This is a genomic window from Methylobacterium variabile, from assembly GCF_001043975.1.
GTDB lineage: Bacteria > Pseudomonadota > Alphaproteobacteria > Rhizobiales > Beijerinckiaceae > Methylobacterium > Methylobacterium variabile.
In genome coordinates, this window is sequence record NZ_LABY01000097.1 from 23,256 (window position 1) to 46,505 (window position 23,250).

The window sequence follows — 23,250 nt, forward strand, 5'->3', positions numbered from 1 at the left end:
GCGTCGGTCGATCCGGGGCGGATTTGACCCGCCCGCCGGCGGGCTACTCCGCCGGCACCTCCCGGGTGCGCCCGAGGGGCACGTGCGGCACCAGCAGGGCGGTGGCGAACGCCGCGGCGGAGATCAGCAGCACGGCCCAGAAGGTCTGGTGCAGGGCGTGCTGCAGCACCAGGCGCACGCTCTCCGCCTCCCCCGGCAGGCCACCGGCCGCCAGCGCCTGCTGCAGGCTGTCCGCGGTGACCGTGCTCCCCGACGCGGAGAGCCCGTGATTGAGCACCGCGCCGAACACCGTGGCGCCCAGCGTGCTGCCGAGGTTGCGCGAGAAGATGTTCGAGGCGGTGGCGCTGCCGCGCTGGGTCCAGGGCACGATCTCCTGGATCAGCATCAAGGCGGCGTTGCTCAGGAGCCCCATGCCGAAGCCCATGATGAGGGAGCCGGCCCCGGCCTGCGCCGGCGGGCTGCCGGGCTGCAGCGTCACGAAGGCCAGCGCCCCGAGCGGCAGGAGCAGGCCGCCGGTGACCAGGATGCGGCGCAGGCCGAAGCGGTGCAGGTTGCGCGCCGCCAGCGTCGCCCCGATCGGCCAGCCGAGCACCATGACGGTCAGCGCCATGCCGGCGACGATCGGCGTCTGCCCGAGCACGCCCTGCACGTACATCGGCAGGAAGGTGGTGAGCCCGATGAGCGCCATGCCGGCGAGCAGCGAGGTCGCGTTGGCGGCGGCGATCGGCCGGCGCCGCCAGAGCGAGACCGCGATGACCGGATCCGGCGCCCGGCGCTCCTGGAAGGCCAGCAGCACGGCCGCGACGAGGCCGAGCGAGGCCGCGACCGCGACGACGCGCCAGCGCCCCTCGCCGGCCTCGGTCAGCACCACCATCAGGCCGGCGACCGTGATCGTGAACAGGGCGGCGCCGACCGCGTCGACCGGCCGGCGCTCGCGCCGCTCGCCCTCGTGCAGGAAAGCCACGAACAGGCCGGTCGCCACGAGGCCGACCGGAAGGTTGATCCAGAAGATCCACGACCACGAGGCGTGCGCGATGATGAAGCCGCCGGCCACCGGTCCGACCACCGCCGAGACCGCCCAGACGCTGGCGAGGAAGCCCTGGATGCGGCCGCGCTCCTCGGCGCTGTAGAGGTCGCCCACGATGGTGAGCGACACGGGCTGGATGGCGCCTGCGCCGATGCCCTGGATCAGCCGGAAGGCGATCATCGCCGGCATCGACCAGGCGAAGCCGCAGAGCACCGAGGCCGCGAGGAACACCGCGATGCCGGTGAGCAGCACGGGCTTGCGCCCGTGGACGTCCGCGAGCTTGCCGAACACGATGGTGGCGGCGGTCTGGGTCAGGAGGAAGCCGGAGAAGACCCAGGCGTAGAGCGGCAGCCCGCCGAGCTCGCCGACGATGCCGGGCATCGCCGTCGAGATGATGGTCGCCTCGATGGCCACCATCGCCATCGCGGCCATCACGGCGGCGATCACGAAGGGACGGCGCGTCGTCCGGGAGGTCGGCATGTCTGGGCTTTTCGGGCAGGGGAGGGGCCGGTCGCCGCAGCTAAACCGATCGGGCCGGAAAGCAACAGGCGCCCGGCGCAGGCCAGACCCGCGCGGTCGCGGCGCGTCCCTCCCTCACTCGGCGTAAGTCACCGGCAGTGCGGTCGTGTACTTGATGCGCTCCATCGCGAAGGCCGAACTGACGTCGTAGAGGTCGACCGACTGGATCAGCCGCTTGTAGACCCGGTCGTAGGCCGCGATGTCGGGCACGACGATGCGCAGGAGGTAATCGGTCTCGCCGCTCATCCGATAGAACTCGACCACCTCGGGGATCGTCACCACGGCGGCGCAGAAGCGCTCGGCCCAGTCGGCGGTGTGCCGGTTGGTGCGCACCGAGACGAACACCGTGACGCCGACCCGCATCCGGTCCGGATCGAGGAGCGCGACCCGGCGCTGGATCACACCTTGCGCCTCGAGCTTCTGGATCCGGCGCCAGCACGGCGAGGCCGACAGGCCGACCCGCGCCGCGATCGCCTCGAGCGATTCGGCCGCGTTCTCCTGCAGGCACAACAGGATTTTCCGGTCAAACTCGTCCACGCGAAATTTTTCCTGCCTCTCGTGAGATCGCGCAATCGCCTTGCACGAACGTAGGCGGCAGAAGAAAATTTCGCAATCCGGCTTCGCGGCGGCCGTGCGATCCTCAGGGTGCCTTTCGAGCCCTCAAGGGCACAACCCGGAGGATACCGATGTCGAAGCTGTCCTTCTCCGAGCACCCCGCCTCCGTCGGCGAGACCTATTTCGAGCACATGGGCGTCGCGACGGGATTCGGCCTCCGCATGATCGCCGGCGGGCTCGCCTGCCTGGTCCACGGCCTCCTGCCCTTCGCCTTCACCAGCACCGGCTCGCGCACGATCGTGCGGCTGCACGAGCGCATGGTGGCCAACCGCGCCCGCGCCAGCCAGCACCGGGCCGACGCCCCCTCCGTTGTATCGGCTTGACGCCTCCGGGGCATTCCCGGACCCTGGCTCCCTCGAACGGCATCGGCGGGCCCTCGCGCGAGGGCCCGGCCAGGTGCCGACAGAATCCAGCCGGCAGGCCGGCAAACCAGGGAGCAGTCGCTCATGCCGTTTCTCAGGCGCGCCGTCGGCGCGCTGGCCGTCGCGCTCGGCCTCGCCTCGCCCGTCCTCGCACCCCCCGCCCGCGCCGAGACCAAGGAGGTCCGGTTCACCCGCCAGCCCGGCCTGATCTACATGCCGATGGTGCTGGCCGAGCAGCAGCGCCTGGTCGAGAAGCACGTCGCCGCCGCCGGCCTCGGCGACGTCAAGGTGAGCTGGGTCACGCTGACGAGCGGCGGCGCCTCGGTCGACGCGCTGATCTCCGGCAACGTCGACTTCGTCACCAGCGGCGCCACCAACCTGCTGCTCGCCTGGGACCGCACCCGGGGCGAGGTGAAGGGGCTGGCGGCCTCCGCCGGCGCGCCGATGCTGCTCGTCACCCGCAACCCGGCGGTGAAGTCGCTCGCCGACTTCTCGTCGAAGGACCGGATCGCGGTGCCGACCGTGAAGGTCTCGGCCCAGGCCGTGATGCTGCAGATCGCGGCGGAGCGCCAGCTCGGCGAGGCCGGCCGCAACAAGCTCGACCCGATCACGATCCAGCTCGGCCACCCGGACGCGGTCGGCGCGCTGCTCGGCGGCACCAGCGAGGTCAACAGCCACTTCTCCCTGCCGCCCTACCAGCAGATCGAGCTGAAGGACCCGAAGATCCACGTCGTGCTCAACTCCTACGACGTGGTCGGAGGCCCCTTGAGCAACGCCATCGTGTTCGGCCGCGGCAAGTTCATGGAGCAGAACCCGAAGACCACCGCCGCGGTGCTCGCTGCCATCGACGAGGCCAACGCGCTCATCCGCGACGACCCGAAGCGGGCCGCCGAGCTCTACCTCGCCGCCACCAAGGAGAAGTTCGAGCCCGACGAGCTCGTCGGCATGATGAAGCAGCCCGGCGTCGTCTTCTCGACCACGCCCTACGGCACCATGCTGCAGGCCGAGCACCTGGCGAAGGCCGGCGTGCTGAAGAACCGTCCGAAGGACTGGAAGGACTTCTTCTACAAGGCGGTGCACGACCAGCCGGGCACCTGACGAGGGCCGGGCTCAGCGCGGCGAGGCGTCCCGTCCCAGGATGTCCAGACCCTTGCGGCCGAGGGTGAGTTCGCCGAGGTCGCAGGGAGCCGCGCTGTCGGCCGGGAACGCGACGGCACCGGAGGCCGAGGCGCCGCCGGTGCCGTAGCCGTAGTTCGTGCGGCCGTAGCCGTTCGCGGCCCGCACCGCCCGGGCGCCCGGGCGCGGCCAGGGGCCGACGGCGTCGTGGTCGAACGGGGTCGGCATCCGGCAATCGTAGCCCGGCAGGCCGGGAACGACCGGGCCGACGGCAGGCAGCTCCCGGGCTCGCGGGGCGGAGAGAACCAGGGACGGCATCAGGGCCGCGGCGATGACGACGCTTCGGATCATGCCACTACCTCCGACCGCCGCGGCGGTCGGCGCCTGCTGCCCGAGATAGGCGGCGCGATGCGGCGCGCCAGCGCGGCAGGTCGCGTTTGCACGCCGGCGCGTCGTATGAGGGCGCGGGCGGGACGGAGCAGGTTCTCGTCCCGCTCCCTCACGCCACCCCGCCCCGATCAATCCCGGCAGGTGATCCGGATCGGGCGGTCGGAGGTCTTCACGGCCGGGGCCGCCTCGATCGCGCCGGTATACTCGTCCTGGGCGGCCATGCCGAAGGAGGCCGCCTTGGCGTAGCCCTGCGACTCGCACCAGGCATCCGCCACCACCTGGCCGCACTCGCCGCCGGTGGTCAGGCACTCGGCGACGCCGTAGCCGTCGCTCGACGGGATCAGGAAGGTCTTCTCCACGCCGGTCGCCTGCGCTGCGGCCAGTGCCGGGACGGCGGCATGGGCCAGGACACCGAGGGCGCTGAGGACGGCGAGGGTGCGACGCATGGGGCAAACCTTCTGAACGGAGCCGCCGGCATCCGGCTCCGGCCCGACACTGGGCGTGGGTGGTAAACAATCTCTGTACGCATCGTGCGGGCGCTCCGATTCCGCAGGGTTCGCCCGGGGCTTGGCCCGCGCGGCGCCTGCCGTCTCGAATTGCTCGCGGAATTGGGCTAACCCGGATCGGCCCTCCGGGGCGTCTCACCCGTGCAACAGGCGGCCCTCCGGTCGCCCGCGCCGGCGGCGCCCCGGGACCGCTCATGCCGGGCCCGAATCCCGACCCGGCAACGACTTAGAACCTCGGCCGGAGCGCCCAGCGGCGGCCCGGCCCGACCCCGTCCCGCAGGTGTTTCATGGCCTCGCTGTTGCGCCTCTACAACACGCTCTCCCGGGCCAAGGAGCCGCTCCGGCCGATCGATTCGGGCCGGGTGCGGATGTATGCCTGCGGCCCGACCGTCTACGACGCCGCCCATATCGGCAACGCCCGGCCGCTGATCGTCTTCGACCTGCTCTTCCGCCTGCTGCGCCACCTCTACGGCGAGGATGCGGTGACCTACGCCCGCAACGTCACGGACGTGGACGACAAGATCAACGCCCGGGCGGCCGAGCGCGGCATTACCATCCGGGCGCTCACCGACGAGACCCTGGGCCAGTTCCACGCCGACATCCGCCGCCTCGGCATCCTGATGCCGGACGACGTCAACCGGCCCGGCCGGCCGCCAGCGATGATCGAGCCGCGGGCGACCGACCACATCGTCGAGATGACGGCGCTCATCGACCGGCTGCTCGCCGCCGGCCACGCCTACGTGGCCGAGGAGCACGTGCTGTTCGACGTGCCCGCGATGCCCGATTACGGCGCACTCTCGCGTCGCCCCCTCGACGAGATGGAGGCCGGCGCCCGGGTCGACGTGGCGCCCTACAAGCGCTCGCCCCTCGACTTCGTGCTCTGGAAGCCCTCGAAGCCAGGCGAGCCGTCCTGGCCTTCGCCCGCCGGCATCGCGGCGCCGGGGCGGCCGGGCTGGCACATCGAGTGCTCGGCGATGGCCTGGAAGCACCTCGGCGAGACCTTCGACATCCATGCCGGCGGCATCGATCTCGTGTTTCCCCACCACGAGAACGAGCTGGCGCAGTCGCGCTGCTGCTTCGGCACGCCGGTGATGGCCAACATCTGGCTCCACAACGGCTTCCTGCAGGTCGAGGGGGAGAAGATGTCGAAGTCGCTCGGCAACTTCGTCACCCTGCGCGAGGTGCTCGCGGACTGGCCCGGCGAGGTCGTGCGCCTCGCCATGCTGCGCACCCACTACCGCCAGCCGATCGACTGGACCCTGCGCGGCCTGGAAGAAGCGAGCCGCACCCTCGACCGCTGGTACGAGGCGGCCGGCGACGCCGCCCCGGGACCCGCCCCGGAGACCGTCCTCGAGCCGCTGCTCGACGACCTCAACACCCCGGCGGCTCTGGGCGAGGTGCACCGCCTCGACGACCCGGCGGCCCTGAGGGCCGGCGCCGGCCTGCTCGGCCTGCTCAGGCAAACCAAGACCGAGCGCGACCGCGCCGCGGTGGCGGCCTCCGGCGTCGATGCGGCGGCGGTGGAGCAATTGATCGCCGAGCGCAAGGAGGCCCGGGCGCGCAAGGACTGGGCGGAATCCGACCGCCTCCGCGAGGCGCTGACGGCGCTCGGGGTGACGGTGAAGGACAACAAGGACGGGACGACGAGCTGGACGGTGGGCCCGTAGGCGGCGCTATCCTGGCAGGAGCGACCGATCAGGTGCGAGGGGCGTCCCATCTCTCGCACCGTTTTCGACGGCCGAGGGCCAGACCACCGCCTGCGCCACGATCACGTCCGTGCCGTTGAAGGTGCAGGACGGCGAGCCGTACAGCCTGTAGCCCAGCGCGAGCGCCTCGGAGATCCGCCGGCAGAACGCGGCATCGTCCTTTCCGGTGATCAGCCGGTAGGGCAGCCCGTCGTTCGGCGGCTTCGGGTCCGGGATCGTGCTCACGATGGGCTCCTCGCGAAGTTGCGGGTCGGCTCCCGCCCGCGACCTCGGGATGAGGTCATGGGCGGGAGAGGTCGTGAGACCTGCCGCCGCCAGCGGTCGCGGATCCCGGGTTCCGCCGCGCGGTTCCGGAACCGGGAGGGTGGCAGGTCCGTCGGGGGCCGTGGAGGCTCAGAACCGCTCCTCGATCAGCGCCTCGGCCTCCGGCCGCGGCTCCGCCTTGCGGATCGCCTCGCGCAGCATCGGCACCACCTGGTCCGGCTCCTCGGCCACGAGGTAGCTGAGGTCGAGCCCCTCGCGGATGAAGCCGGTGCGGCGCATGTGGTCGAGGAGGCCGAGGAACGGGGCCCAGAAATCCGCCACCGAGAGCAGCAGGATCGGCTTGGCGTGCTGACCGAGCTGCGACCAGGTCATCTGCTCGACCAGCTCCTCGAGGGTGCCGATGCCGCCAGGCATGGCCACGAAGGCGTCGGAGCGGTCGAACATCAGCTTCTTGCGGGTGTGCATGTCGTGCACCACGATCGTCTCCTGCACGTCGTCGAGCATGCGCTCGCGCGACTTCAGGAAGTCCGGGATGATGCCGGTGACATGTCCGCCGTGGTCGAGCACCGCCCGGGCCACCGTGCCCATCAGCCCGACATTGCCGCCGCCATAGACCAGGGCGATGCCGGCCTCCGCCAGGCTGCGTCCCAGCGACCGCGCCGCCGCCTCGAACACCGGATCGGTCCCGAACCCCGAGCCGCAATACACGCAAACCGTCCGCATCGAGTCTCCGCACCGTTCGCAGCCGAAACCGGCCTCGCCACGCAATTCTCCGGCCGAGGCGGCGCGGAACACGCCGCGTGGTCTCGCCTCGCCAGTCCTGTTAATATGAATGTGATGGCGCGGGCGTGTCGACCGGAGGCGAAAGGTCGCGCGGCCGCTGGAGCCATCGGCTCGGGGGACCCGTGACCGGGAGTGTTGCGCCATGACGACGGAGTTGCGACGCGGTCTCGTCCTCGCGGTCGTCGGTCTTGTGGCCGGGTTCGTGCTCATCGGCGTCGCGGCGAGCGGCACCCGCCTGTTCTCGCTCTTCCCGCAGGACCCGGTCGCGCCGCAGGACGCGAGCCTGAAGGACGCGATCCCGAAGGATACGGTCTCCTCGCGGGACCCGGCCGCGCCCGCCACGGTCGCGGCCCTGCCGGCCGCGCCGGTCCCCGAGGCACCCCGCGCGGCACCGGACGCACCGACCTTCGACGTCATCCGGGTCGAGCCCGACGGGGCGAGCGTCGTGGCCGGGCGCAGCCAGCCCGGCGCCGAGGTCGAGCTTCTGCGCGGCGGCTCGCCCTTCGCCCGCACCCGGGCCGACGCCGCCGGCAACTTCGCCCTGGTGCCGCCGCTCCTGCCCCCGGGCTCCAGCGAGATCACCCTGCGCAGCATCGCGCCGGACGGCGCCCGGGTCACGAGCCAGGAGAGCGCCGTGGTGGTGGTGGCGCCGGACGGCCGCGCCCGGCCCCTCGTCGCCGTCACCGCCCCCGGCAAGCCGACCGCGGTGCTCTCGCAGCCCGAGGTCGCCGCTGCGCCGTCGGCCGGCACCGCGCCGGTCAAGATCGTCAGCGTCGACGCGGAGGCGGGCGGGCGGCTCTACGTCACCGCCCGGGGCGCCCCCGAGGCGGCCCTGCGCCTCTACCTCAACGACACGCTGGTGGCGCCCGGCCGGGCGGGGCCGGACGGCCGCATCGCCTTCACGATCGGGCGCGGGGTCAATCCCGGAGACTACCGGGTGCGGATCGACCAGGTCGATCCCGCCTCCGGGACCGTCAGGACCCGCGCCGAGACCGCCTTCGCGGTGCCGCCGAACCTCGACCGATCGGCCCTCGCCGGCGCCACCGAGGCGCCCGGCCGGGCCGCCCGCCAGCCCCTGCTGCGCGGCGCCCCGGCCGGGGAGGCCGTCACCGCCGCGCCGGCGCCCTCGGCGACAGGGGCCGCCGCGGCCGCTTCCGCTGCCCTGTCCCCGGCGCCCGTCCGGGCACCGACCGCCGAGGCGGCGCTCGCGCCCGCCGCGCCCGGAACGGTGTTCGTGCCGGGCGTCAGCACCGCGAGGGTCATCCGGGGCGACAATCTCTGGAGCATCAGCCGCCGGGCCTACGGCAACGGCCTGCGCTACACCGTGATCTTCGACGCCAACCAGCGCCAGATCCGCGACCCGAACCGGATCTATCCCGGCCAGGTCTTCGTGCTGCCCGGCGAGGCGCCGGCAGTGCAGGGACAGACGCGGGAGAGCCGGGGCTGACCGCCGGCCCCCCGGTCGAGCTCGGAACGGGCAAGACCTCTTCAGGATAGGCAAGACCTCGATAGGCAAGACCTCGCGCGGGTGACGGGCGGGCATTGACCGGCCGGCAGAGGAGGCGGGCCCGCTCCGGCGCAGGGCCGTGCCGCGTCGGGCGCGCTGTCTTCGCGCCGCCCGCTGGCCTATATGCGGCACCGATCCCGTCCGGAACCGGTCTCTTGTCCACCACCCCGATCCATCCGGCCGAGCCCGAGCGGCCCGGCCTCGTCGCGACCTACCGCCGCCTCTGGCCCTACCTTTGGCCCCACGGCCGGCCCGACCTGCAGCGCCGCGTCTTCACTGCCTTCGGCCTCCTGCTCGTCGCCAAGGTGGTCACCCTGGCGATGCCGTTCACCTTCAAGTGGGCGACCGACGCCCTGGTGGCGGTGGTGGGGGGCAAGGAGGGCGCGGTGCCGACCGGGATCTGGGCCGCGCCGGCCCTGATGATCCTGCTCTACGGGGCCGCCCGGATCGCCATGGCGCTGCTGACGCAGGTGCGCGACGGCCTCTTCGCCAAGGTCGCGATGCACGCGGTGCGGCGCCTGGCGCTGCAGACCTTCACCCACATGCACCGCCTGTCCTTGCGCTTTCACCTCGAGCGCAAGACCGGCGGCCTGACCCGGGTGCTGGAGCGCGGCCGCAACGGCATCGAGGAACTGTCGCGCCTGATGGTGCTGACGCTCGTGCCGACCATCGTCGAGTTCCTCCTCGTCCTCGGCACGCTGGCCTACGAGTTCGACCTCACCTACTCGGTGGTGGTGCTCGTCATGGTGGCGGCCTACCTCGGCTACACCTACAAGGCCACGGAGTGGCGCATCGCCATCCGCAAGCGGATGAACGATTCCGACACCGAGGCCAACACCAAGGCGGTCGACTCCCTGCTCAACTACGAGACGGTCAAGTATTTCGGCGCGGAAGGCCGCGAGACCGCCCGCTACGACCAGTCGATGGCCCGCTACGAGAAGGCCTCGACCCAGACCTATGTCTCGCTCGCGGTGCTCAACGCCGGCCAGGCGGTGATCTTCACGATCGGCATGAGCGTGGTGATGTGGCTCGCCGCCCGCGACATCATGGCCGGGCGGGCGACGATCGGCGGCTTCGTGCTGGTCAACACGATGCTCGTGCAGCTCTCGATGCCGCTCAACTTCATGGGCATGATCTACCGTGAGATCAAGCAGGCCCTGATCGACATCGACGACATGTTCAAGATCCTGCACCGCAACCCGGAGATCGCCGACCGGCCGGGCGCCGCTCCCCTGGCGATCGGCGAGGCGGTGGTGCGGTTCGAGGACGTGCACTTCGCCTACGTGCCGGAGCGACCGATCCTGCGCGGCATCAGCTTCACGGTGCCGGCGGGACGCACCGTCGCGATCGTCGGGCCGTCGGGCGCCGGCAAGTCGACGCTGTCGCGCCTGCTGTTCCGGTTCTACGAGCCGCAAGGAGGCCGCATCACGATCGACGGCCAGGACATCGCGGGCGTGCAGCAGGATTCCCTGCGCGCCGCGATCGGCATGGTGCCGCAGGACACGGTGCTGTTCAACGACACGATCGGCTACAACATCCGCTACGGCCGCTGGGAGGCCTCCGAGGAGGAGGTGCGCGAGGCGGCGCGGCTTGCCCAGATCGACCGCTTCATCGCCGCCCTGCCGGAGGGCTACGACACGCCGGTGGGCGAGCGCGGCCTGAAGCTCTCGGGCGGCGAGAAGCAGCGCGTCGCCATCGCCCGCACCATCCTCAAGGGACCCCCGATCCTGGTCCTCGACGAGGCGACCTCGGCTCTCGACTCCTTCACCGAGCGCGAGATCCAGGACGCCCTCGACCGGGTGAGCCGCGGCCGCACGACGCTCGTCATCGCCCACCGGCTCTCGACGGTGGTCGGGGCCGACGAGATCATCGTCCTCGACCAGGGCCGCATCGCCGAGCGCGGCACCCATCTGGCGCTGCTGGCGCAGGGCGGCGTCTATGCGGCGATGTGGAACCGCCAGCGCGAGGCGGACGCCGCCCGCGAGGCGCTCAAGCGGGCCGAGGCGCAGGAAGGCGAGAGCCTGCGCCTGAACCTGGAGCCGGGCGAGATCCCCGGTCCCATCGCCAAGGCGCCCGAGCCGGCCTCGGTGTCGTGAGGCGCGTCCCGCGCCGTTCGGACGCGCCAGGCGCCGTCGCGCCCTTCGGACGATTGACGCGGGGCCACGCGCCTGCCATCCGCGGGCGCTGGACCGGCCGCGTTCGCGGCCGTCGCAGGCCCGAGGACCCATGACCGACCTGTTCGAGACGATCCGCCGCGTGCTGGTGCCGATCCACAAGGAGGGCTACCCCTTCATCGCGATCGGCATCGTGCTGACGGTGCTCGCCGGCACCTTCGTGCAGTTCCTCGGCTGGATCTTCCTCATCCTCACCCTCTGGGTCTGCTACTTCTTCCGCGACCCCGAGCGGATCGTGCCGGTCGGCGAGGGCCTGGTGATCTCGCCGGCGGACGGGCGGGTGAACCTGATCAGCACCGTGCTGCCCCCGGCCGAGCTCGACCTGCCGTCCGAGCCGATGCTGCGCATCTCGGTGTTCATGAACGTGTTCGACTGCCACGTGAACCGAGTGCCGGTGACCGGCCGCATCGACCAGGTCCACTACACCCCGGGCCTCTTCCTCAACGCCGAGCTCGACAAGGCGAGCGAGGACAACGAGCGCAACGGCCTCGTCATCGAGACCCGCCAGGGCGGCGAGACGGTGCGGATCGGCGTGGTGCAGATCGCGGGCCTCGTGGCGCGCCGCATCGTCGACTGGGTCAAGGCCGGCGACGACCTCACGGTCGGCGACCGGTTCGGCCTAATCCGCTTCGGCTCGCGGGTCGACGTCTACCTGCCGGCGGGCACCCGGGTCCTGGTCGGCCTCGGCCAGAAGGCGGTGGCCGGCGAGACCGTGCTGGCCGACCTGCGCGGGACCGGCCCGGTGCGGCAGTTCCGCCGCGTCTGACCGGAGCGCCCGCATGGACGACCTCTTCCCGCCCTTCGCCCCCGAGCCGAACGAGCCCAAGCCGCGCCGGTTCAAGCCGGTGCCGGTGCGGATGATCATCCCCAACATGATCACCCTGATGGCTGTCTGCCTCGGGCTCACCGCCGTGCGCCTCGCCTTCGAGGGCCGGTTCGAGCCGGCGGTGATCGCGATCATCGCCGCCGCGGTCCTCGACGGCGTCGACGGGCGGGTGGCGCGCCTGCTCAAGGGCACCTCGCGCTTCGGCGCCGAGCTCGACTCGCTCGCCGACTTCGTCAATTTCGGCTGCGCCCCGGCCCTGATCCTGTACAGCTTCGTGCTGCACAACCTGAAGTCGCTCGGCTGGATCGTCGCCCTGATCTTCGCCATCGCGATGGCCCTGCGGCTCGCCCGCTTCAACGTGATGCTGGACGATCCGGGCCGGCCGGAATGGAAGAAGGACTTCTTCGTCGGCATGCCGGCGCCGGCCGGCGCGCTCACGGTTCTGCTGCCGCTCTACCTGCACTTCCTCGGCTTCGAGCTCAGCCCGGGCCTCGCCCCCGTCGCCCTCGTCTACATGCTGGTGATCGCGCTGCTCGTGATCTCCACGGTGCCGACCTTCTCGGGCAAGACCGTGGGCAAGCGCGTGCCGCGGGAATACGTGCTGCCGATCTTCGTGGTGACCGTGGCGGGGTTCGGCCTGCTGATCAGCTTCCCGTTCGAGATCCTGGCGCTCCTGAGCCTCGGCTATCTCTGCGCGATCCCGATCGGCGCCAACCAGTACCGGCGCCGGGCCAAGGCCGAAGCGGCCTCCGCCCCGGTCCCGGGCGACGAGCCGCCGGCTCCCTGAGGCCCGGTCCCGACCCGCGCCAGGCCCAGGGCCTGGCGCGGCGCGGCGCGCCGGATCGAGGATCGTCCCCGAGCGGCCCGCGGGCTCACTCCATCATGCCCATCAGGTCGCCGATGCGCACGTCGCGGATCGCATCGAGGGACATGCCCCCGCCGGCCCCGCCCAGCCCGGCCATGCCGCCCATCATGCCGCTGAGGCCGCCGAGGCGGTTCATCCAGTACATCGCCTGCCGCATCTCCGAGGAGCGGCCGCCGAGGCCTCCGAGGCCGGCCATCCGGCCCGTCCCGGCCCTGTGCCGCACGGCGGCGTACCGGATGGCCCGCTGACGGGCCGCGATCCGGGGACGCTCGACGGCCGGCCGGGCCAGCGCGAGCCGACGCGGCGCCGCGCGCCGGGTGATGGCCGGTGCGTCCGCCTCGGCGACGGCGTGGGACCGCACCATCCTGCGCGGGATCGGCCGCGACTCGGCGGCCGGTGCCTCGGCGGCGCGCTGGGTCGGCGCTTCGGCGGCGTCCATCACGGTGCGGCAGGCCGTGCTGAGGCTCGCCCGCTCCCGGCGCAGGCAGGACGCGATCGCCCCGACATTCGGGATGTGGGACGAGCACAGGCGCATGGCATCCGAGGTGCAGGCAGCCCGCTGCGCCGCCGTGCCCTGCGCTACGGCAGGTGCCGCGGCCAGGATCAGCGAGGCCGCGGCGGCGAGGGAAAGCAACTTCATTGTCGGGATCTCCTCCATCGGGAGAGGGGGGCTGCTTCCGTCGGGAAGCCGCCCCCTCTGTGCACCTGCGGCCGACGGGCCGCGGTGTGGCGACGCACCTGGTACAGATATCGCGTCCGCTCTCATCTTGCGGAGATTTGGGCGGGATCCCGCCCAGACACGCAATACTGATCCGTCCTGGATATGATGTCGAGTCGCGGCGGGCCGCCGGTGTCGAACGACGCCGTTACGCCCTTGAAGGCGCCCGATCGCGCTGCGGGGCGAAAGAGAAAGAAAAGAATGACTGAAGGCGCGCGGTGAGTTTGCGATGAAAGAATTGTCTCGGATCTGTCCGGCGACAGTCTATTCGCCGGGACCCTAGCGCTCTCGCGGAGACGCTTCGGGGGAAATTGCCTCCAGTCCTGACAAGCTGCCCGGCGCGCGCGTGTCGCCCGGGAACGAGACCGATGGGATGCTGCGCCTGATCGATCCCGATCTCCCGGGGCTCGGCGATCCGGCGCCCGCCTTCGAGGACGTTCGCGCTGCCTTGCCGCTATCCGCGCCCACGCCGGATACGCCCGCCGTCCCGGCGAGCGGGCTCTCCTCAGCCGCCTGACGCGTGGCAGGAAGGCCGTGCCGCCCGTACCGCGCCCCGCCGGCACCGTCCCGGTAGGACCTCGGTGCGCGGGGCCTCGGTCATCGACCCGAACGGGCTCGGCCGGGCGCGCGGCGACGGCACTCGCTCGGAAGGAGGCCGTAGGCCGCTTTGAACCGGCGGCCGAAATGGGTCATGTCCGAGAACCCCCAGCCATAGGCGATCTCGCTCACCGACCGGTGCAGCTGAGCGGGATCCTCCAACGCTTGTCGGCAGCGCGCCAGGCGGCCGTCCTGAAGGAGGCGTCGGATCGAGGTATCGTCGTCGGCCAGGATGGCGTTGGCGTATTTCACGCTCACCCCGGCCGCGCTCGCGATCGCCTCGGCATCCGTCGACGGATCGGACAGCCGCGCCTGGATCTCGGCACGCACCTTCATGCGGATCATCGAACGGGTGCGGGAGGGGCGCGGCAGGGATCGGCCCGTCGCCTGCGTCAGGGAGAGGGCGATCAGATCCAGCAGATGGGCTTCGATCATGCCTTGCGCGGCCTGGCCGAGATTGCCGGCCTGAGATGAGATCATGGTCAGATATGCGGCCGCCACGCTGCCCTCCGCCGTGTCCGGCTTGATCGGCCGCGCGGTCAGAGGATGAATAGTCCCGAGCCGGTTCTCGAGTTTCTGCCGTTCTATGTGGACGGACAGGGCCTCGCAGCCTTCGGAGAAACGGCTCCTGTGCGGGAATCTCGGATCGATCAGCGCGAGCTGGCTTTCCGCTAGGATCGTGCAACGACCATCCTGTTCAATGAATTTCTGGCCCTTCAGGGGCATGAAAACAAAAACGTCGTCATTGTCCAGTCGCCGGGCGTGATCGCGCGTGTGCGTGACCGACAGGGTAGAGGTCTTGACGAGCGCTATGTTCGTCTCGCCGACGGTCATCGCTCCGAGTTCCGCGTCGAAATTCTCGCGGCAGGCCGGCAGGGCGTCGTTCGTAATGATGGTGCGTCTTACGAAATCCATCCAGAAATGGAACTTGTCCTGCTGCCGAATATGCTCGGTTGAAAAGATTGTGCGCATCCTGTCCTCTGACCGGACGGCCGACACTTCGAGGCATCCCGGCCGATCTCTCTGTAAGGCCTTATGCCATAACGACGGCCAGGCCTGCAGCACGTGCTTTCGGTCGGTCCAGCCTGTGAAGACGGAATGCCGAGGTTCTTTTTCGACATCTGCGACGGCGTCACGGTCCGGGACGATCAGGGACACGAGTTCGCCGACCTGAACGCGGTTCGCGGGCAGCTTCAGCGCCTGCTGGGCGACCTGATCGGTCACCGGCGGCCAGGCGCGAACGCGATCCAGCTCCGTATCGATGTCCGCGACGAGAGCGGAGCCAGGGTTGCCATGGTGACCCTTGCGGCCGTGATCGAGTGACGTAGCGGCGCTGGTCCATGCTTCAGAAACGAGGCCGGCATTCCCCTTCGGCGCTGCCTCGCGCTCGTCGACGCCGGCCATTGACAATCGAATTTCGTAGAACGGTGTCCTGAATGTCCCATGATGGTGCGGCTGAACTCGATCCGATCTCCCTGGCGGCGAGCATCGTGTCGGCCTACGTCTCCCACAACAACATCCCTCCCGGAGAGATGACCTCGCTGCTCCAGCGCGTCTACGACCAGCTCAGGACGCTCGAGCAGCCGGCCGCGTCCATTCCCGAGCCGCCCGCTCCGCCGGTGCCGATCAAGAAGACGGTGACGCCGGATTACATCATCTCGCTCGAGGATGGCCGGCCCTACAGGACGCTCAAGCGCCACCTCGCCGGCCGCGGCCTCACGCCGGAGGCGTACCGCAGCAAGTGGGGCCTGCCGTACGATTACCCGATGGTGGCGGCCAGTTACGCGGCCCAGCGCTCCGACCTCGCCAAGGCCGCCGGACTCGGGCGGAGCCGGCTGAAGCGTTGATCCCGCGCAGGCAGCAGCTCGGCATGTCGTTTGCCCCCACCACCTCGCTGCCGGTCGTGCTGGTCGTCGAGGACGACCCTCTGGTCCGGATGATGGCCCTCGACATGCTGGAGGAGGGCGGGTTCGCCGTGACCGAGGCCGACAGTGCCGACGCTGCCTGGACCGTCCTCGAAACCGACCCGACCATCAGCGCGGTGTTCACCGACATCGAGATGCCCGGCTCCATGAACGGACTCGAACTGGCCGGGCGGGTGGCCGCCCGCTGGCCTCACATCCGCCTGGTGCTCACGTCCGGACGCGCCGTGGTGCGCGTTCAGGACTGCCCGAGGAGCGGCCGGTTCGTGCCCAAGCCGTACAATTCCGGCCAGCTGCTCAGCGCCCTCACCGACCCTTGAGGCTCCTGCCGCCGGAACCCGGGGAGCCTGTCGACCCGTCCGCGCTCCGAGGAGCCTCCTAGCATGGCGCGTGTCCTGCCCCTGCGCATCTTGGCTCTCTGCGTCCTGATCCTCCTGTGCAGCAGCCGGTCCGCATCCGAGCTTCCAGGGAGCAGCGTCCGGGTCCGCGTGGCGAGCACGCACACGACGTTCAGCGTCTGCGTGTACTATATGATGAACCGCATGCACCGTGATCGGCTTCGCTTCACCGAGAACACCCGCGATCAGACGGTCAGGATCACGCTCGCAGGGGGCGCGAGGGAGCCTGCACGGGCCTTGCCCGGCGACGATGTCCTGATCGAGATCCGCAAGGCGGGAGCGGGCAGCGAGATCGAGCTCCACCGCAGCCCGGCGACGCAGGGCGACGACTTCGAGACGAGCGCCGCTGCGGCCGCGGCGGCCTGCTACCCGTCGGCGCGCAAGGACCGGGGTGCCGCCGACCTGCTCGACGCAACGCAGGGCTCGCTGATCTGATGCCCCGTCCGGCTGCCGGCGCGCGGCGGAGCGGTTCGGACGACGTCAGGCTGCTGGCGAAGGTCCGCGACGCTTCCGGCACCGTGGCGCTGGCCGTCAATTCTTCGGCGGCAGCTCGCGCAGGATGTCGGCGAGGGCGTCCTCCACGGCTTCCCGTCCGGTGTCGTGGGCCTTCAGCCGGCCTTCGAGGCGGCGCAGCTGCGGGGTGAATTCCGGCGGCAGGCCCGGATCGCCGAGGTAGTCGGGCTTCTCGGCCTGGACGTTGTAGACCGAGCGCAGCTGCTGCCCGAGGTGCTCGCGCACCGGCTCCGGCAGCGCGGCGTCGTGGTTCTCGTACGGGTCGGAGGGCATCGGAATCCGTGTCGCTGAGGTTCGGGAAGGGGGCGGATAGCTGACGATCCGCGTATTCGCCGAAGCAGAACGACGACCGGGCCCGTTTCGTTGCAGGTTTGCTGCAATGAGAGTCCGGAAATACAGGCTGCACAAGCAAGGAAGCCCCGGCGCGGGGCCGGGGCTTCCGATCGACGATCCGTGCCGCCCGTGGACGGCACGACAAGCAACAGGCTTACTCGATGACCTGAACGATGCGGCGGCTGCTCGGATCGACCAGCACGACGCGGTCGTTGACCACGGTGTAGCGACGGCCGCGGATGCCGTACTCGGACGGCACCTCGTAGTAGGTCACGCCCGAGTTGGGCAGCACGCCGCCGACGCGGACATCGCCGTCCCAATCGTAGGAGCGGTGCTGGCGCACGGCGTAGTTGCGGAAGCGGGGACGGTCGTCGACGCCGAGCAGGCCACCGACCGCGCCGGTCGCCGCGCCGACAGCGCCGCCGACGATCGCGCCGACCGGGCCGGCCGCGTCCGCACCGTCCTCGGCGCCGCGCTGGGCGCCACCGATCAGGCCCTGGGCGTGAGCGGCCATCGGCAGGGTGAGGGCGAGGGTCGCGGCGGCCAGGAGGGTCTTGGTCTTCATCAGATCGATCTCCGTTTCGTCCAATCCACCCCGGTCGAGCGGGGCGGCTCTCGGGGGTGGTAACGTCGCCCTGGGCGAAACGGTTCAATCGTCGCGGCCGAAATGTCGCGCAACCCTGCGGGAGTATTCCGCGAGGAGGCCGGTGCTGCGTCAGGCGTCCTTCGGCATCGCCGACTGGATCAGACGGTCGGTGCCGAGGTCTTCCTCGTCGTAGCCGAGAAGCTCCGCCAGCCGGCCGCGGGCGCGGCTGACGCGGCTCTTCACGGTGCCGACCTTGCAGCCCATGATCGCCGCCGCCTCCTCGTAGGAGACGCCCTCGGCGCCGACGAGCACCAGGGCCTCGCGCTGGTCCGGCGGCAGCTTGGCGAGCGCGCTCTGCAGGTCCTCGACGTCGAGCCGGTCGCCCTGGTGCGGCGCCGTGGCGAGGCGCGCCGCGTAGGAGCCGTCCTGGTCCTCGACCTCGCGCACGCGCTTGCGGTGGTCGGAGTAGAAGGCGTTGCGCAGGATGGTGAACAGCCATGCGTTCAGGTTGGTGCCGGGCTGGAAGCGGGCCCGGTGCTGCCAGCCCTTCAGCAGCGTGTCCTGCACCAGGTCGTCGGCCCGGGCCGGGTTGCTGGTCAGCGAGAGCGCGAAGGCGCGCAAGGACGGGACCGCCTGCAGGAGCCCGTCCCGGAATTCCGGCAGGACGACCTCGCCCTGCGCCTTGAGGGCGGCCTCCAGGCGCGCGATCAGGTCGGCGAACCGGTTGTCCGGATCGGCGCTGCCCAGGGCCTCGTAGGTGGCCCGGAGCTGGCTGCCGAGATGCGTCCGGATGTTGGCCGAGAGGCCGGGCCTGGGCTCGGCCGACGGATTCGGGGCGGTGTCTCGCGTCATGGCTCTCGCGTCTGCCTGCCAGAGGAAGATGGGCCCGGGGGCCGCGACCGGAAAGCCCAACCTTAGCGAGAAACAGGCCGCGACCGATAGGGCGCCGTGACACGGCGCGAAGCCGTGACACGGCGCCGTCCCGGCATCACCCGCCGAGGCTGGCCCCGGTCTCGTCCCCGTCCGGCACGCCGAGACGGAAGGCCAGCACCTCGCCGGGGGCGAGGTCGGTCCAGCGCTCGTCCCGGGTGAGGGGGCGCGTTGCCACCACGGTCACGATGTCGTCCGGCGTGGTTTCCTGCGCGAAATCCACTCGCCAGTCCTCGTCGATCAGCGTCGCGGTGCCGAAGGGCGCGCGACGAGTCAGGGTGCAGAGGCGCTTGCCGCAATGGGCGTAGAGGGTGCGGCTGTCGGAGAGCAGCATGTTGAACACGCCGAGCCCGTGCAGTTCGGCGCAGAGCTCGCGCACCGCCCCGTCGAGGCGCGTGGGCTTCGGCAGCGCCTCCCACCGCTCCTCGAGCTTGCCCAGCATCCAGCAGAAGGCGTGCTCGCTGTCGGTGGTGCCCACCGGCCGGAAGCGCCCGAGCCTCAGCCGCTTCACGCCCTTCAGCTGGCCGTTATGCGCGAAGGTGAAGGTGCGCCCCCACAACTCACGGCTGAACGGATGGGTGTTCTCCAGGGTCACCCGGCCGCGATTGGCCCGGCGGACATGCGCGATCACGATCCGGCTCTTGATCGGGTATTGCCGCAGGAGCCGGGCGATCTCCGAGCGGGCGCTCGGCTCCGGGTCGTGGAAGCTGCGGCAGCCGCGGCCTTCGTAGAACGAGATGCCCCAGCCGTCCTGATGCGGCCCGGTCTCGCCCCCGCGGCGCGCCAGGCCGGCGAAGCTGAAGCGGATGTCGGTCGGGACGTTGGCGCTCATGCCGAGCAGTTCGCACATGGCGATCGTTATAGGGCCCGGGCGGTGAGCGGGGAGTGAACGCCTCAGGCCCGCGACAGGTAATCCACCAGCGTCATCGCGAACAGGATGCCGACCCAGAAGAAGCCGATGCCGGCGAACAGCTTGACCAGCGGCGGCTCGTGACGGACCTCCATCGAGAACAGGAGGATCGTCACCACCATGGCGCTGGCGACGATCAGCTCGACGATCCAGACGTTCGGGAAGGGGAGGGTGGCGCCCAAGGCCACGTTGATCCCGAGCATCACCAGGAGGGCGCCGGCCGTGAGGACCGGCTCCCGCATGTGCCGCCACAGGATGCGGCGCTCGTCGCCGGTGCCGAACATGGGAACGCCTCCTACCGGTTGAGCACGTAGAGGGTCGGGAAGGCGAGGATCCAGATCAGGTCGATGAAGTGCCAGTACAGGCCGAAGATCTCGATCCGGTTCTGGTGCACGCTCAGGAAGCCCGGCCGGCTCGCCTGCCAGGTCAGCACCAGCAGGATGCCGATGCCGGTGAGGAGGTGCAGGCCATGGAGCGAGGTGGCGACGTAGTAGAGGTTCACGAACAGCCGCGAGGGCGGTGAATCCTTCAATTCGTAGGGCCGGTCCGACAGGAACGGCATCATGTGCTCGTGGTAGTCGGCGTAGTACTCGTAACCTTTCAGCACCAGGAACAGGGCGCCCAGAGCCGCGGTGGCGAGCATGAACCGTACCATGCCGCGCTGCCAGCCGAGGCGCGAGAGCTGGATCGCCCCCGACATGGTCAGGCTCGAGCCGATCAGCACCACGGTGTTGACGGCGCCGATCCAGAACTTGAGGTGGCGCGCCGCCTCCTGCACCGCTTCCGGGTGGAGCAGGCGCAGGATGAGCGCCGTGAGGAACAGCCCGGCGAAGAGCAGGAGTTCGGTGAGCAGCCAGGCCCACATCCCGAGCACGGCGGCGCGCTTCTGCTGCTCCACCGTCGCGAAGTGCGAGACGAGCCTGACGCCCACGCTGCCCGGTTCGGCGGCCTGCCCGCTCACGTGTGCTGCCTCCCGGTCTCGCGGGCCTGAATCGGATAGTCGTAGGGGATCTTCGGCGCTTGCGGCTCGGTGAGGAAGTTGTGGGCGGGCGGCGGCGAGGCCACGGTCCATTCGAGGCCCCGCGCGTCCCAGGGGTTGGCGGGCGCCCGCTTCCCGAACCAGATCGCGTAGACGAGGTAGACCATCGGGAAGATGTAGCCGACCGCCAGGATGGTCGAGCCCGCCGAGGATAGGATGTTCAGGAACTGGAACTCCGGCGGGTAGACGTGGTAGCGCCGCGGCATCCCGAGGTAGCCGAGGATGAACTGCGGGAAGAACGTCACGTTGAAGCCGATGAAGATCAGCACCGCCGAGATGCGGCCCCAGGCCTCGACGTACATCCGCCCGGTGATCTTCGGCCACCAGAAGTGCAAGCCCCCGAGGAAGGCCAGCACCGTGCCCCCGACCATGATGTAGTGGAAATGCGCCACCACGAAGTAGGTGGCGTGGACGTGCTGATTGATGGCGAGCGTCGCGAGGTAGAGCCCGGTGAGGCCACCGAGCACGAACAGCCCGATATAGCCCATGGCGTAGAGCATCGGCGTGTCGAGCTTGAGCGAGCCTTTGTGGATCGTCGCGGTCCAGTTGTAGACCTTGACCGCGGACGGAACCGCGACCGCGAAGCTGAGCACCGAGAAGGCGACGCTGGCGAGGTCGCTCTGACCGTTGACGAACATGTGGTGGCCCCAGACGAAGAAGGTCACCGAGGCGAGCCCGATCGCCGCGTAGGCGACGAAGCGGTAGCCGAACAGCTTCTTCTGGGCGAAGGCCGGGACGATCTCGGAGATCACCCCCATGCCGGGCAGCACCATGATGTAGACGGCCGGGTGGGAGTAGAACCAGAACAGGTGCTGGAACAGCACCGGGTCGCCGCCGTAGGCCGGGTCGAACACCCCGATGTGGAAGGCGCGCTCGGCGATCAGGAGCACCAGGGCCACGGTGATGACCGGGGTGGCGAGCAGGAAGATCAGGCTGGTGGCGTAGTGGGTCCAGACGAAGATCGGCAGGCGGAACCAGGTCATGCCCGGCGCCCGCATGGTGTGGATCGTCACCACGAAGTTGAGGCCCGTCAGAATCGACGAGAAGCCCACGATGGTGACGCCGATCAGCGCCGGGACCACCCAGGTGTTGGAGAAGGCGGTGGAGAGGGGCGTGTAGAAGGTCCAGCCGGTATCGACCCCACCGAGCACCACGCTGGCCAGCGTGAAGAACGCCCCGGTCATGAACACGTACCAGGAGGCGAGGTTCAGCTTCGGGAAGGCGAGGTCCCGTGCGCCGATCATCAGCGGGATCAGGAAGTTGCCGAAGGTCGCGGGGATCGAGGGGATCAGGAAGAACCACACCATCACGACCCCGTGGATCGTGAACAGCTTGTTGTAGGTGTCGTTGGTGAAGACCTGCCCGTCCGGCACCACCAGGGCCAGGCGCACCAGCCCGGCCGTCACCGCGCCGATGACGAAGAAGGCGGTGATGCTGGCGAGGTACAGGAGCGCGATGCGCTTGTGGTCGGTGGTGAAGAGCCACGAGCGCAGCGTGTGCTCGGCGTGCAGGTAGTCGGCGCCGTGGCCGAGGTGGGAATCCGGGGTGTGGGGGTCGCGCAGGGCCGGCCCGTCGGTGATGGTGCCGCTGGTCATGGGGTGGCCTCCTGCTGCGCCGTCGCCCCCGTGCTCTTCAGGTAGGCCACGAGCCGGTCGAGGTCGTCGGCTGGGATCACGTTGCGGAAGGCCGGCATGACCTGCTTGTAGTCGGCGGCGAGCTTCTGCCGGTTCGGGTTCAGGATCTTGTCGCGCAGGTAGGTCTCGTCGGCCGTGACGGTGCGGCCGTCGGCGAGCTTGACCGCGCGCCCGTAGAGGCCGGCCAGCGACGGCGCCCGCACCTTGGCGCCCGGGTCGTGGCAGTTGCCGCAGCCGTAGGATTCGTAGACCGCCCGGCCGGCCCCGGCCTGTCCGCCCTGCTGGGCGCCGGCATTCTGCAGCCAGGCGGCGTAGTCGGCCTGGGTCATCAGGGTGAGCGTGCCGTCCATCTTCGAGTGGTCGGTGCCGCAATATTCCGAGCAGTACAGCCGGTAGCTGCCGGTGCGGTCGGCCTTGAACCACATCTCGGTGTAGCGGTCCGGCAGGGTCGCCATCTGCATCCGCAGGGCCGGGAAGTAGAGGTTGTGGATCACGTCCTGGCTGATCATCCGGATCTTGATCGGCTGGCCGATCGGCAGGTGCAGGTCGTTGATCTCGGATTGGCCGGTCGGGTGCTGGAACTTCCACATCCACTGCCGGCCGATCGCCTCGATCACCATCGCGTCGCCCGGCGCCTGCTTCGAGATGAAGAACAGCCGGGCGCCCCAGACGAAGAAGATCAGGGTGAGCAGGAACGGGATCAGCATCCAGCTGATCTCGATCAGCACGCTGCGGGTCTCGGTGTGGCTGCGGTCGGCCGGCTCGCCCTGGCGGTAGCGGATCGCGAACCACGTGATGGCGACGAAGACCGGCACCGTCAGCAGCAGCGTCAGCACCGTGAAGGCGAGGATCAGCCAATCGGTCTCGACCGCTGTGGCGGAGGCCGCCGCCGGCCAGAGCTGGAGCGCGAGGTCGGTGGGGTTCATCGGGGGGCCGCTCCGCCATCCGGAGCGGCTGGCACGGAATCGTCGGGCAGGACCGGATCGAGGGGCCGGCCCGCCATCAGGCGC

At 70.3% G+C, this 23,250-nt stretch carries 27 protein-coding genes; 11 read left to right on the forward strand and 16 right to left on the reverse strand.

Annotated elements, in window-relative coordinates:
* Window positions 1-43 precede the first annotated feature (43 nt).
* Window positions 44-1,507, reverse strand: a complete 1,464-nt coding sequence (locus tag VQ02_RS15025) for an MDR family MFS transporter (RefSeq protein ID WP_048445009.1) — start codon at window positions 1,505-1,507, stop codon at window positions 44-46.
* Between the two features lie 114 nt (window positions 1,508-1,621).
* Window positions 1,622-2,083, reverse strand: coding sequence for an Lrp/AsnC family transcriptional regulator (locus VQ02_RS15030; protein WP_048434174.1), 462 nt, complete (start codon window positions 2,081-2,083; stop codon window positions 1,622-1,624).
* Window positions 2,084-2,232: 149 nt separating this feature from the next.
* On the opposite strand from VQ02_RS15030, the gene VQ02_RS15035 reads away from it, so the two are divergent.
* Together VQ02_RS15035 and VQ02_RS15040 are read left to right on the forward strand one after the other, a co-directional pair.
* On the forward strand, window positions 2,233-2,484 hold the full coding sequence (locus VQ02_RS15035; RefSeq protein ID WP_048445010.1) for a DUF6356 family protein: 252 nt from the start codon (window positions 2,233-2,235) through the stop codon (window positions 2,482-2,484).
* A gap of 123 nt (window positions 2,485-2,607) precedes the next feature.
* Window positions 2,608-3,621, forward strand: coding sequence for an ABC transporter substrate-binding protein (locus tag VQ02_RS15040; protein ID WP_048445011.1), 1,014 nt, complete (start codon window positions 2,608-2,610; stop codon window positions 3,619-3,621).
* A gap of 12 nt (window positions 3,622-3,633) precedes the next feature.
* Here VQ02_RS15040 and VQ02_RS15045 read toward each other — a convergent pair whose 3' ends face one another.
* On the reverse strand, window positions 3,634-3,990 hold the full coding sequence (locus tag VQ02_RS15045; RefSeq protein WP_048445012.1) for a hypothetical protein: 357 nt from the start codon (window positions 3,988-3,990) through the stop codon (window positions 3,634-3,636).
* Window positions 3,991-4,157: 167 nt separating this feature from the next.
* A complete protein-coding gene (locus VQ02_RS15050) occupies window positions 4,158-4,475 on the reverse strand; it encodes a hypothetical protein (RefSeq protein ID WP_048445013.1) in 318 nt (105 codons plus the stop codon).
* A gap of 347 nt (window positions 4,476-4,822) precedes the next feature.
* Between VQ02_RS15050 and cysS the strand changes: the two genes are divergently transcribed.
* The gene (gene cysS, locus VQ02_RS15055; RefSeq protein ID WP_048445014.1) at window positions 4,823-6,202 is read left to right on the forward strand and encodes a cysteine--tRNA ligase; all 1,380 of its coding nucleotides are present in this window, start codon (window positions 4,823-4,825) and stop codon (window positions 6,200-6,202) included.
* Between the two features lie 6 nt (window positions 6,203-6,208).
* Here the strand turns inward: cysS and VQ02_RS15060 are convergent, their stop codons facing one another.
* Together VQ02_RS15060 and VQ02_RS15065 are read right to left on the reverse strand one after the other, a co-directional pair.
* Window positions 6,209-6,466 (reverse strand): DUF1737 domain-containing protein, encoded by a 258-nt coding sequence (locus VQ02_RS15060; RefSeq protein WP_245239739.1) that lies wholly within the window; start codon window positions 6,464-6,466, stop codon window positions 6,209-6,211.
* Between the two features lie 168 nt (window positions 6,467-6,634).
* Window positions 6,635-7,228: an LOG family protein gene (locus tag VQ02_RS15065; protein ID WP_048445015.1), complete on the reverse strand. Its 594-nt coding sequence runs from the start codon at window positions 7,226-7,228 to the stop codon at window positions 6,635-6,637.
* Window positions 7,229-7,430: 202 nt separating this feature from the next.
* On the opposite strand from VQ02_RS15065, the gene VQ02_RS15070 reads away from it, so the two are divergent.
* From VQ02_RS15070 to pssA, 4 genes are all read left to right on the forward strand, one after another.
* Window positions 7,431-8,735 carry a LysM peptidoglycan-binding domain-containing protein gene (locus tag VQ02_RS15070; RefSeq protein WP_048445016.1) on the forward strand — a complete coding sequence of 435 codons (1,305 nt, stop codon included), beginning with the start codon at window positions 7,431-7,433 and terminating at the stop codon, window positions 8,733-8,735.
* 215 nt (window positions 8,736-8,950) lie between these two features.
* Window positions 8,951-10,891 (forward strand): ABCB family ABC transporter ATP-binding protein/permease, encoded by a 1,941-nt coding sequence (locus VQ02_RS15075; RefSeq protein ID WP_209437022.1) that lies wholly within the window; start codon window positions 8,951-8,953, stop codon window positions 10,889-10,891.
* 130 nt (window positions 10,892-11,021) lie between these two features.
* The gene (locus VQ02_RS15080; protein WP_048445017.1) at window positions 11,022-11,735 is read left to right on the forward strand and encodes a phosphatidylserine decarboxylase; all 714 of its coding nucleotides are present in this window, start codon (window positions 11,022-11,024) and stop codon (window positions 11,733-11,735) included.
* A gap of 13 nt (window positions 11,736-11,748) precedes the next feature.
* Window positions 11,749-12,582 carry a CDP-diacylglycerol--serine O-phosphatidyltransferase gene (gene pssA / locus VQ02_RS15085; RefSeq protein ID WP_048445018.1) on the forward strand — a complete coding sequence of 278 codons (834 nt, stop codon included), beginning with the start codon at window positions 11,749-11,751 and terminating at the stop codon, window positions 12,580-12,582.
* An 85-nt stretch (window positions 12,583-12,667) separates the two neighbouring features.
* Here the strand turns inward: pssA and VQ02_RS39900 are convergent, their stop codons facing one another.
* Window positions 12,668-13,300, reverse strand: a complete 633-nt coding sequence (locus tag VQ02_RS39900; RefSeq protein WP_048445019.1) for a hypothetical protein — start codon at window positions 13,298-13,300, stop codon at window positions 12,668-12,670.
* 451 nt (window positions 13,301-13,751) lie between these two features.
* Between VQ02_RS39900 and VQ02_RS37120 the strand changes: the two genes are divergently transcribed.
* A complete protein-coding gene (locus VQ02_RS37120; RefSeq protein WP_157080636.1) occupies window positions 13,752-13,895 on the forward strand; it encodes a hypothetical protein in 144 nt (47 codons plus the stop codon).
* 80 nt (window positions 13,896-13,975) lie between these two features.
* Here the strand turns inward: VQ02_RS37120 and VQ02_RS15095 are convergent, their stop codons facing one another.
* Window positions 13,976-15,379, reverse strand: a complete 1,404-nt coding sequence (locus VQ02_RS15095) for an AraC-like ligand-binding domain-containing protein (RefSeq protein WP_083469221.1) — start codon at window positions 15,377-15,379, stop codon at window positions 13,976-13,978.
* Window positions 15,380-15,411: 32 nt separating this feature from the next.
* On the opposite strand from VQ02_RS15095, the gene VQ02_RS15105 reads away from it, so the two are divergent.
* The 3 genes from VQ02_RS15105 to VQ02_RS38210 all read left to right on the forward strand — a co-directional run bounded on the left by VQ02_RS15105 (window position 15,412) and on the right by VQ02_RS38210 (window position 16,730).
* Window positions 15,412-15,822 carry a Ros/MucR family transcriptional regulator gene (locus VQ02_RS15105; RefSeq protein ID WP_048445021.1) on the forward strand — a complete coding sequence of 137 codons (411 nt, stop codon included), beginning with the start codon at window positions 15,412-15,414 and terminating at the stop codon, window positions 15,820-15,822.
* 23 nt (window positions 15,823-15,845) lie between these two features.
* Window positions 15,846-16,217: a response regulator gene (locus VQ02_RS15110; protein ID WP_048445035.1), complete on the forward strand. Its 372-nt coding sequence runs from the start codon at window positions 15,846-15,848 to the stop codon at window positions 16,215-16,217.
* Between the two features lie 315 nt (window positions 16,218-16,532).
* A complete protein-coding gene (locus tag VQ02_RS38210) occupies window positions 16,533-16,730 on the forward strand; it encodes a hypothetical protein (protein ID WP_167350748.1) in 198 nt (65 codons plus the stop codon).
* Between the two features lie 96 nt (window positions 16,731-16,826).
* Here VQ02_RS38210 and VQ02_RS15120 read toward each other — a convergent pair whose 3' ends face one another.
* From VQ02_RS15120 to coxB, 8 genes are all read right to left on the reverse strand, one after another.
* Window positions 16,827-17,081, reverse strand: a complete 255-nt coding sequence (locus VQ02_RS15120; protein ID WP_048445023.1) for a hypothetical protein — start codon at window positions 17,079-17,081, stop codon at window positions 16,827-16,829.
* 214 nt (window positions 17,082-17,295) lie between these two features.
* On the reverse strand, window positions 17,296-17,706 hold the full coding sequence (locus tag VQ02_RS15125; protein WP_048445036.1) for a DUF1236 domain-containing protein: 411 nt from the start codon (window positions 17,704-17,706) through the stop codon (window positions 17,296-17,298).
* A gap of 150 nt (window positions 17,707-17,856) precedes the next feature.
* The gene (locus VQ02_RS15130) at window positions 17,857-18,579 is read right to left on the reverse strand and encodes a sigma-70 family RNA polymerase sigma factor (RefSeq protein ID WP_048445024.1); all 723 of its coding nucleotides are present in this window, start codon (window positions 18,577-18,579) and stop codon (window positions 17,857-17,859) included.
* Between the two features lie 136 nt (window positions 18,580-18,715).
* The gene (locus VQ02_RS15135; RefSeq protein WP_048445025.1) at window positions 18,716-19,507 is read right to left on the reverse strand and encodes a class II glutamine amidotransferase; all 792 of its coding nucleotides are present in this window, start codon (window positions 19,505-19,507) and stop codon (window positions 18,716-18,718) included.
* A 44-nt stretch (window positions 19,508-19,551) separates the two neighbouring features.
* Entirely contained in the window at window positions 19,552-19,851 is a 300-nt protein-coding gene (locus tag VQ02_RS15140) for a cytochrome C oxidase subunit IV family protein (RefSeq protein ID WP_048445026.1), read from the reverse strand.
* Window positions 19,852-19,862: 11 nt separating this feature from the next.
* Window positions 19,863-20,528 carry a cytochrome c oxidase subunit 3 gene (locus tag VQ02_RS15145; protein WP_048445027.1) on the reverse strand — a complete coding sequence of 222 codons (666 nt, stop codon included), beginning with the start codon at window positions 20,526-20,528 and terminating at the stop codon, window positions 19,863-19,865.
* A complete protein-coding gene (locus VQ02_RS15150; protein ID WP_048445028.1) occupies window positions 20,525-22,201 on the reverse strand; it encodes a cytochrome c oxidase subunit I in 1,677 nt (558 codons plus the stop codon). Before VQ02_RS15150 ends, VQ02_RS15145 begins: the two co-directional genes overlap by 4 nt.
* Complete coding sequence (gene coxB / locus VQ02_RS15155) at window positions 22,198-23,166, reverse strand: cytochrome c oxidase subunit II (RefSeq protein WP_048445029.1); 969 nt, start codon at window positions 23,164-23,166, stop codon at window positions 22,198-22,200. Before coxB ends, VQ02_RS15150 begins: the two co-directional genes overlap by 4 nt.
* Between the last annotated feature and the right edge of the window lie 84 nt (window positions 23,167-23,250).

Excerpts from the sequence above, each read along its gene's own strand:
- VQ02_RS15135 (WP_048445025.1), bottom strand. The coding sequence starts at position 19,507 with ATGTGCGAACTGCTCGGCATGAGCGCCAACGTCCCGACCGACATCCGC.
- pssA (WP_048445018.1), top strand. The coding sequence starts at position 11,749 with ATGGACGACCTCTTCCCGCCCTTCGCCCCCGAGCCGAACGAGCCCAAG.
- VQ02_RS15045 (WP_048445012.1), bottom strand. The coding sequence starts at position 3,990 with ATGATCCGAAGCGTCGTCATCGCCGCGGCCCTGATGCCGTCCCTGGTT.
- VQ02_RS15140 (WP_048445026.1), bottom strand. The coding sequence starts at position 19,851 with ATGTTCGGCACCGGCGACGAGCGCCGCATCCTGTGGCGGCACATGCGG.
- VQ02_RS15050 (WP_048445013.1), bottom strand. The coding sequence starts at position 4,475 with ATGCGTCGCACCCTCGCCGTCCTCAGCGCCCTCGGTGTCCTGGCCCAT.
- VQ02_RS15125 (WP_048445036.1), bottom strand. The coding sequence starts at position 17,706 with ATGAAGACCAAGACCCTCCTGGCCGCCGCGACCCTCGCCCTCACCCTG.
- VQ02_RS15040 (WP_048445011.1), top strand. The coding sequence starts at position 2,608 with ATGCCGTTTCTCAGGCGCGCCGTCGGCGCGCTGGCCGTCGCGCTCGGC.
- VQ02_RS15110 (WP_048445035.1), top strand. The coding sequence starts at position 15,846 with ATGTCGTTTGCCCCCACCACCTCGCTGCCGGTCGTGCTGGTCGTCGAG.
- VQ02_RS39900 (WP_048445019.1), bottom strand. The coding sequence starts at position 13,300 with ATGAAGTTGCTTTCCCTCGCCGCCGCGGCCTCGCTGATCCTGGCCGCG.
- VQ02_RS15035 (WP_048445010.1), top strand. The coding sequence starts at position 2,233 with ATGTCGAAGCTGTCCTTCTCCGAGCACCCCGCCTCCGTCGGCGAGACC.
- coxB (WP_048445029.1), bottom strand. The coding sequence starts at position 23,166 with ATGAACCCCACCGACCTCGCGCTCCAGCTCTGGCCGGCGGCGGCCTCC.
- VQ02_RS15025 (WP_048445009.1), bottom strand. The coding sequence starts at position 1,507 with ATGCCGACCTCCCGGACGACGCGCCGTCCCTTCGTGATCGCCGCCGTG.
- VQ02_RS15070 (WP_048445016.1), top strand. The coding sequence starts at position 7,431 with ATGACGACGGAGTTGCGACGCGGTCTCGTCCTCGCGGTCGTCGGTCTT.
- VQ02_RS15080 (WP_048445017.1), top strand. The coding sequence starts at position 11,022 with ATGACCGACCTGTTCGAGACGATCCGCCGCGTGCTGGTGCCGATCCAC.
- cysS (WP_048445014.1), top strand. The coding sequence starts at position 4,823 with ATGGCCTCGCTGTTGCGCCTCTACAACACGCTCTCCCGGGCCAAGGAG.
- VQ02_RS15130 (WP_048445024.1), bottom strand. The coding sequence starts at position 18,579 with ATGACGCGAGACACCGCCCCGAATCCGTCGGCCGAGCCCAGGCCCGGC.
- VQ02_RS15095 (WP_083469221.1), bottom strand. The coding sequence starts at position 15,379 with ATGGCCGGCGTCGACGAGCGCGAGGCAGCGCCGAAGGGGAATGCCGGC.
- VQ02_RS15105 (WP_048445021.1), top strand. The coding sequence starts at position 15,412 with ATGTCCCATGATGGTGCGGCTGAACTCGATCCGATCTCCCTGGCGGCG.
- VQ02_RS15120 (WP_048445023.1), bottom strand. The coding sequence starts at position 17,081 with ATGCCCTCCGACCCGTACGAGAACCACGACGCCGCGCTGCCGGAGCCG.
- VQ02_RS37120 (WP_157080636.1), top strand. The coding sequence starts at position 13,752 with ATGCTGCGCCTGATCGATCCCGATCTCCCGGGGCTCGGCGATCCGGCG.
- VQ02_RS15150 (WP_048445028.1), bottom strand. The coding sequence starts at position 22,201 with ATGACCAGCGGCACCATCACCGACGGGCCGGCCCTGCGCGACCCCCAC.
- VQ02_RS15065 (WP_048445015.1), bottom strand. The coding sequence starts at position 7,228 with ATGCGGACGGTTTGCGTGTATTGCGGCTCGGGGTTCGGGACCGATCCG.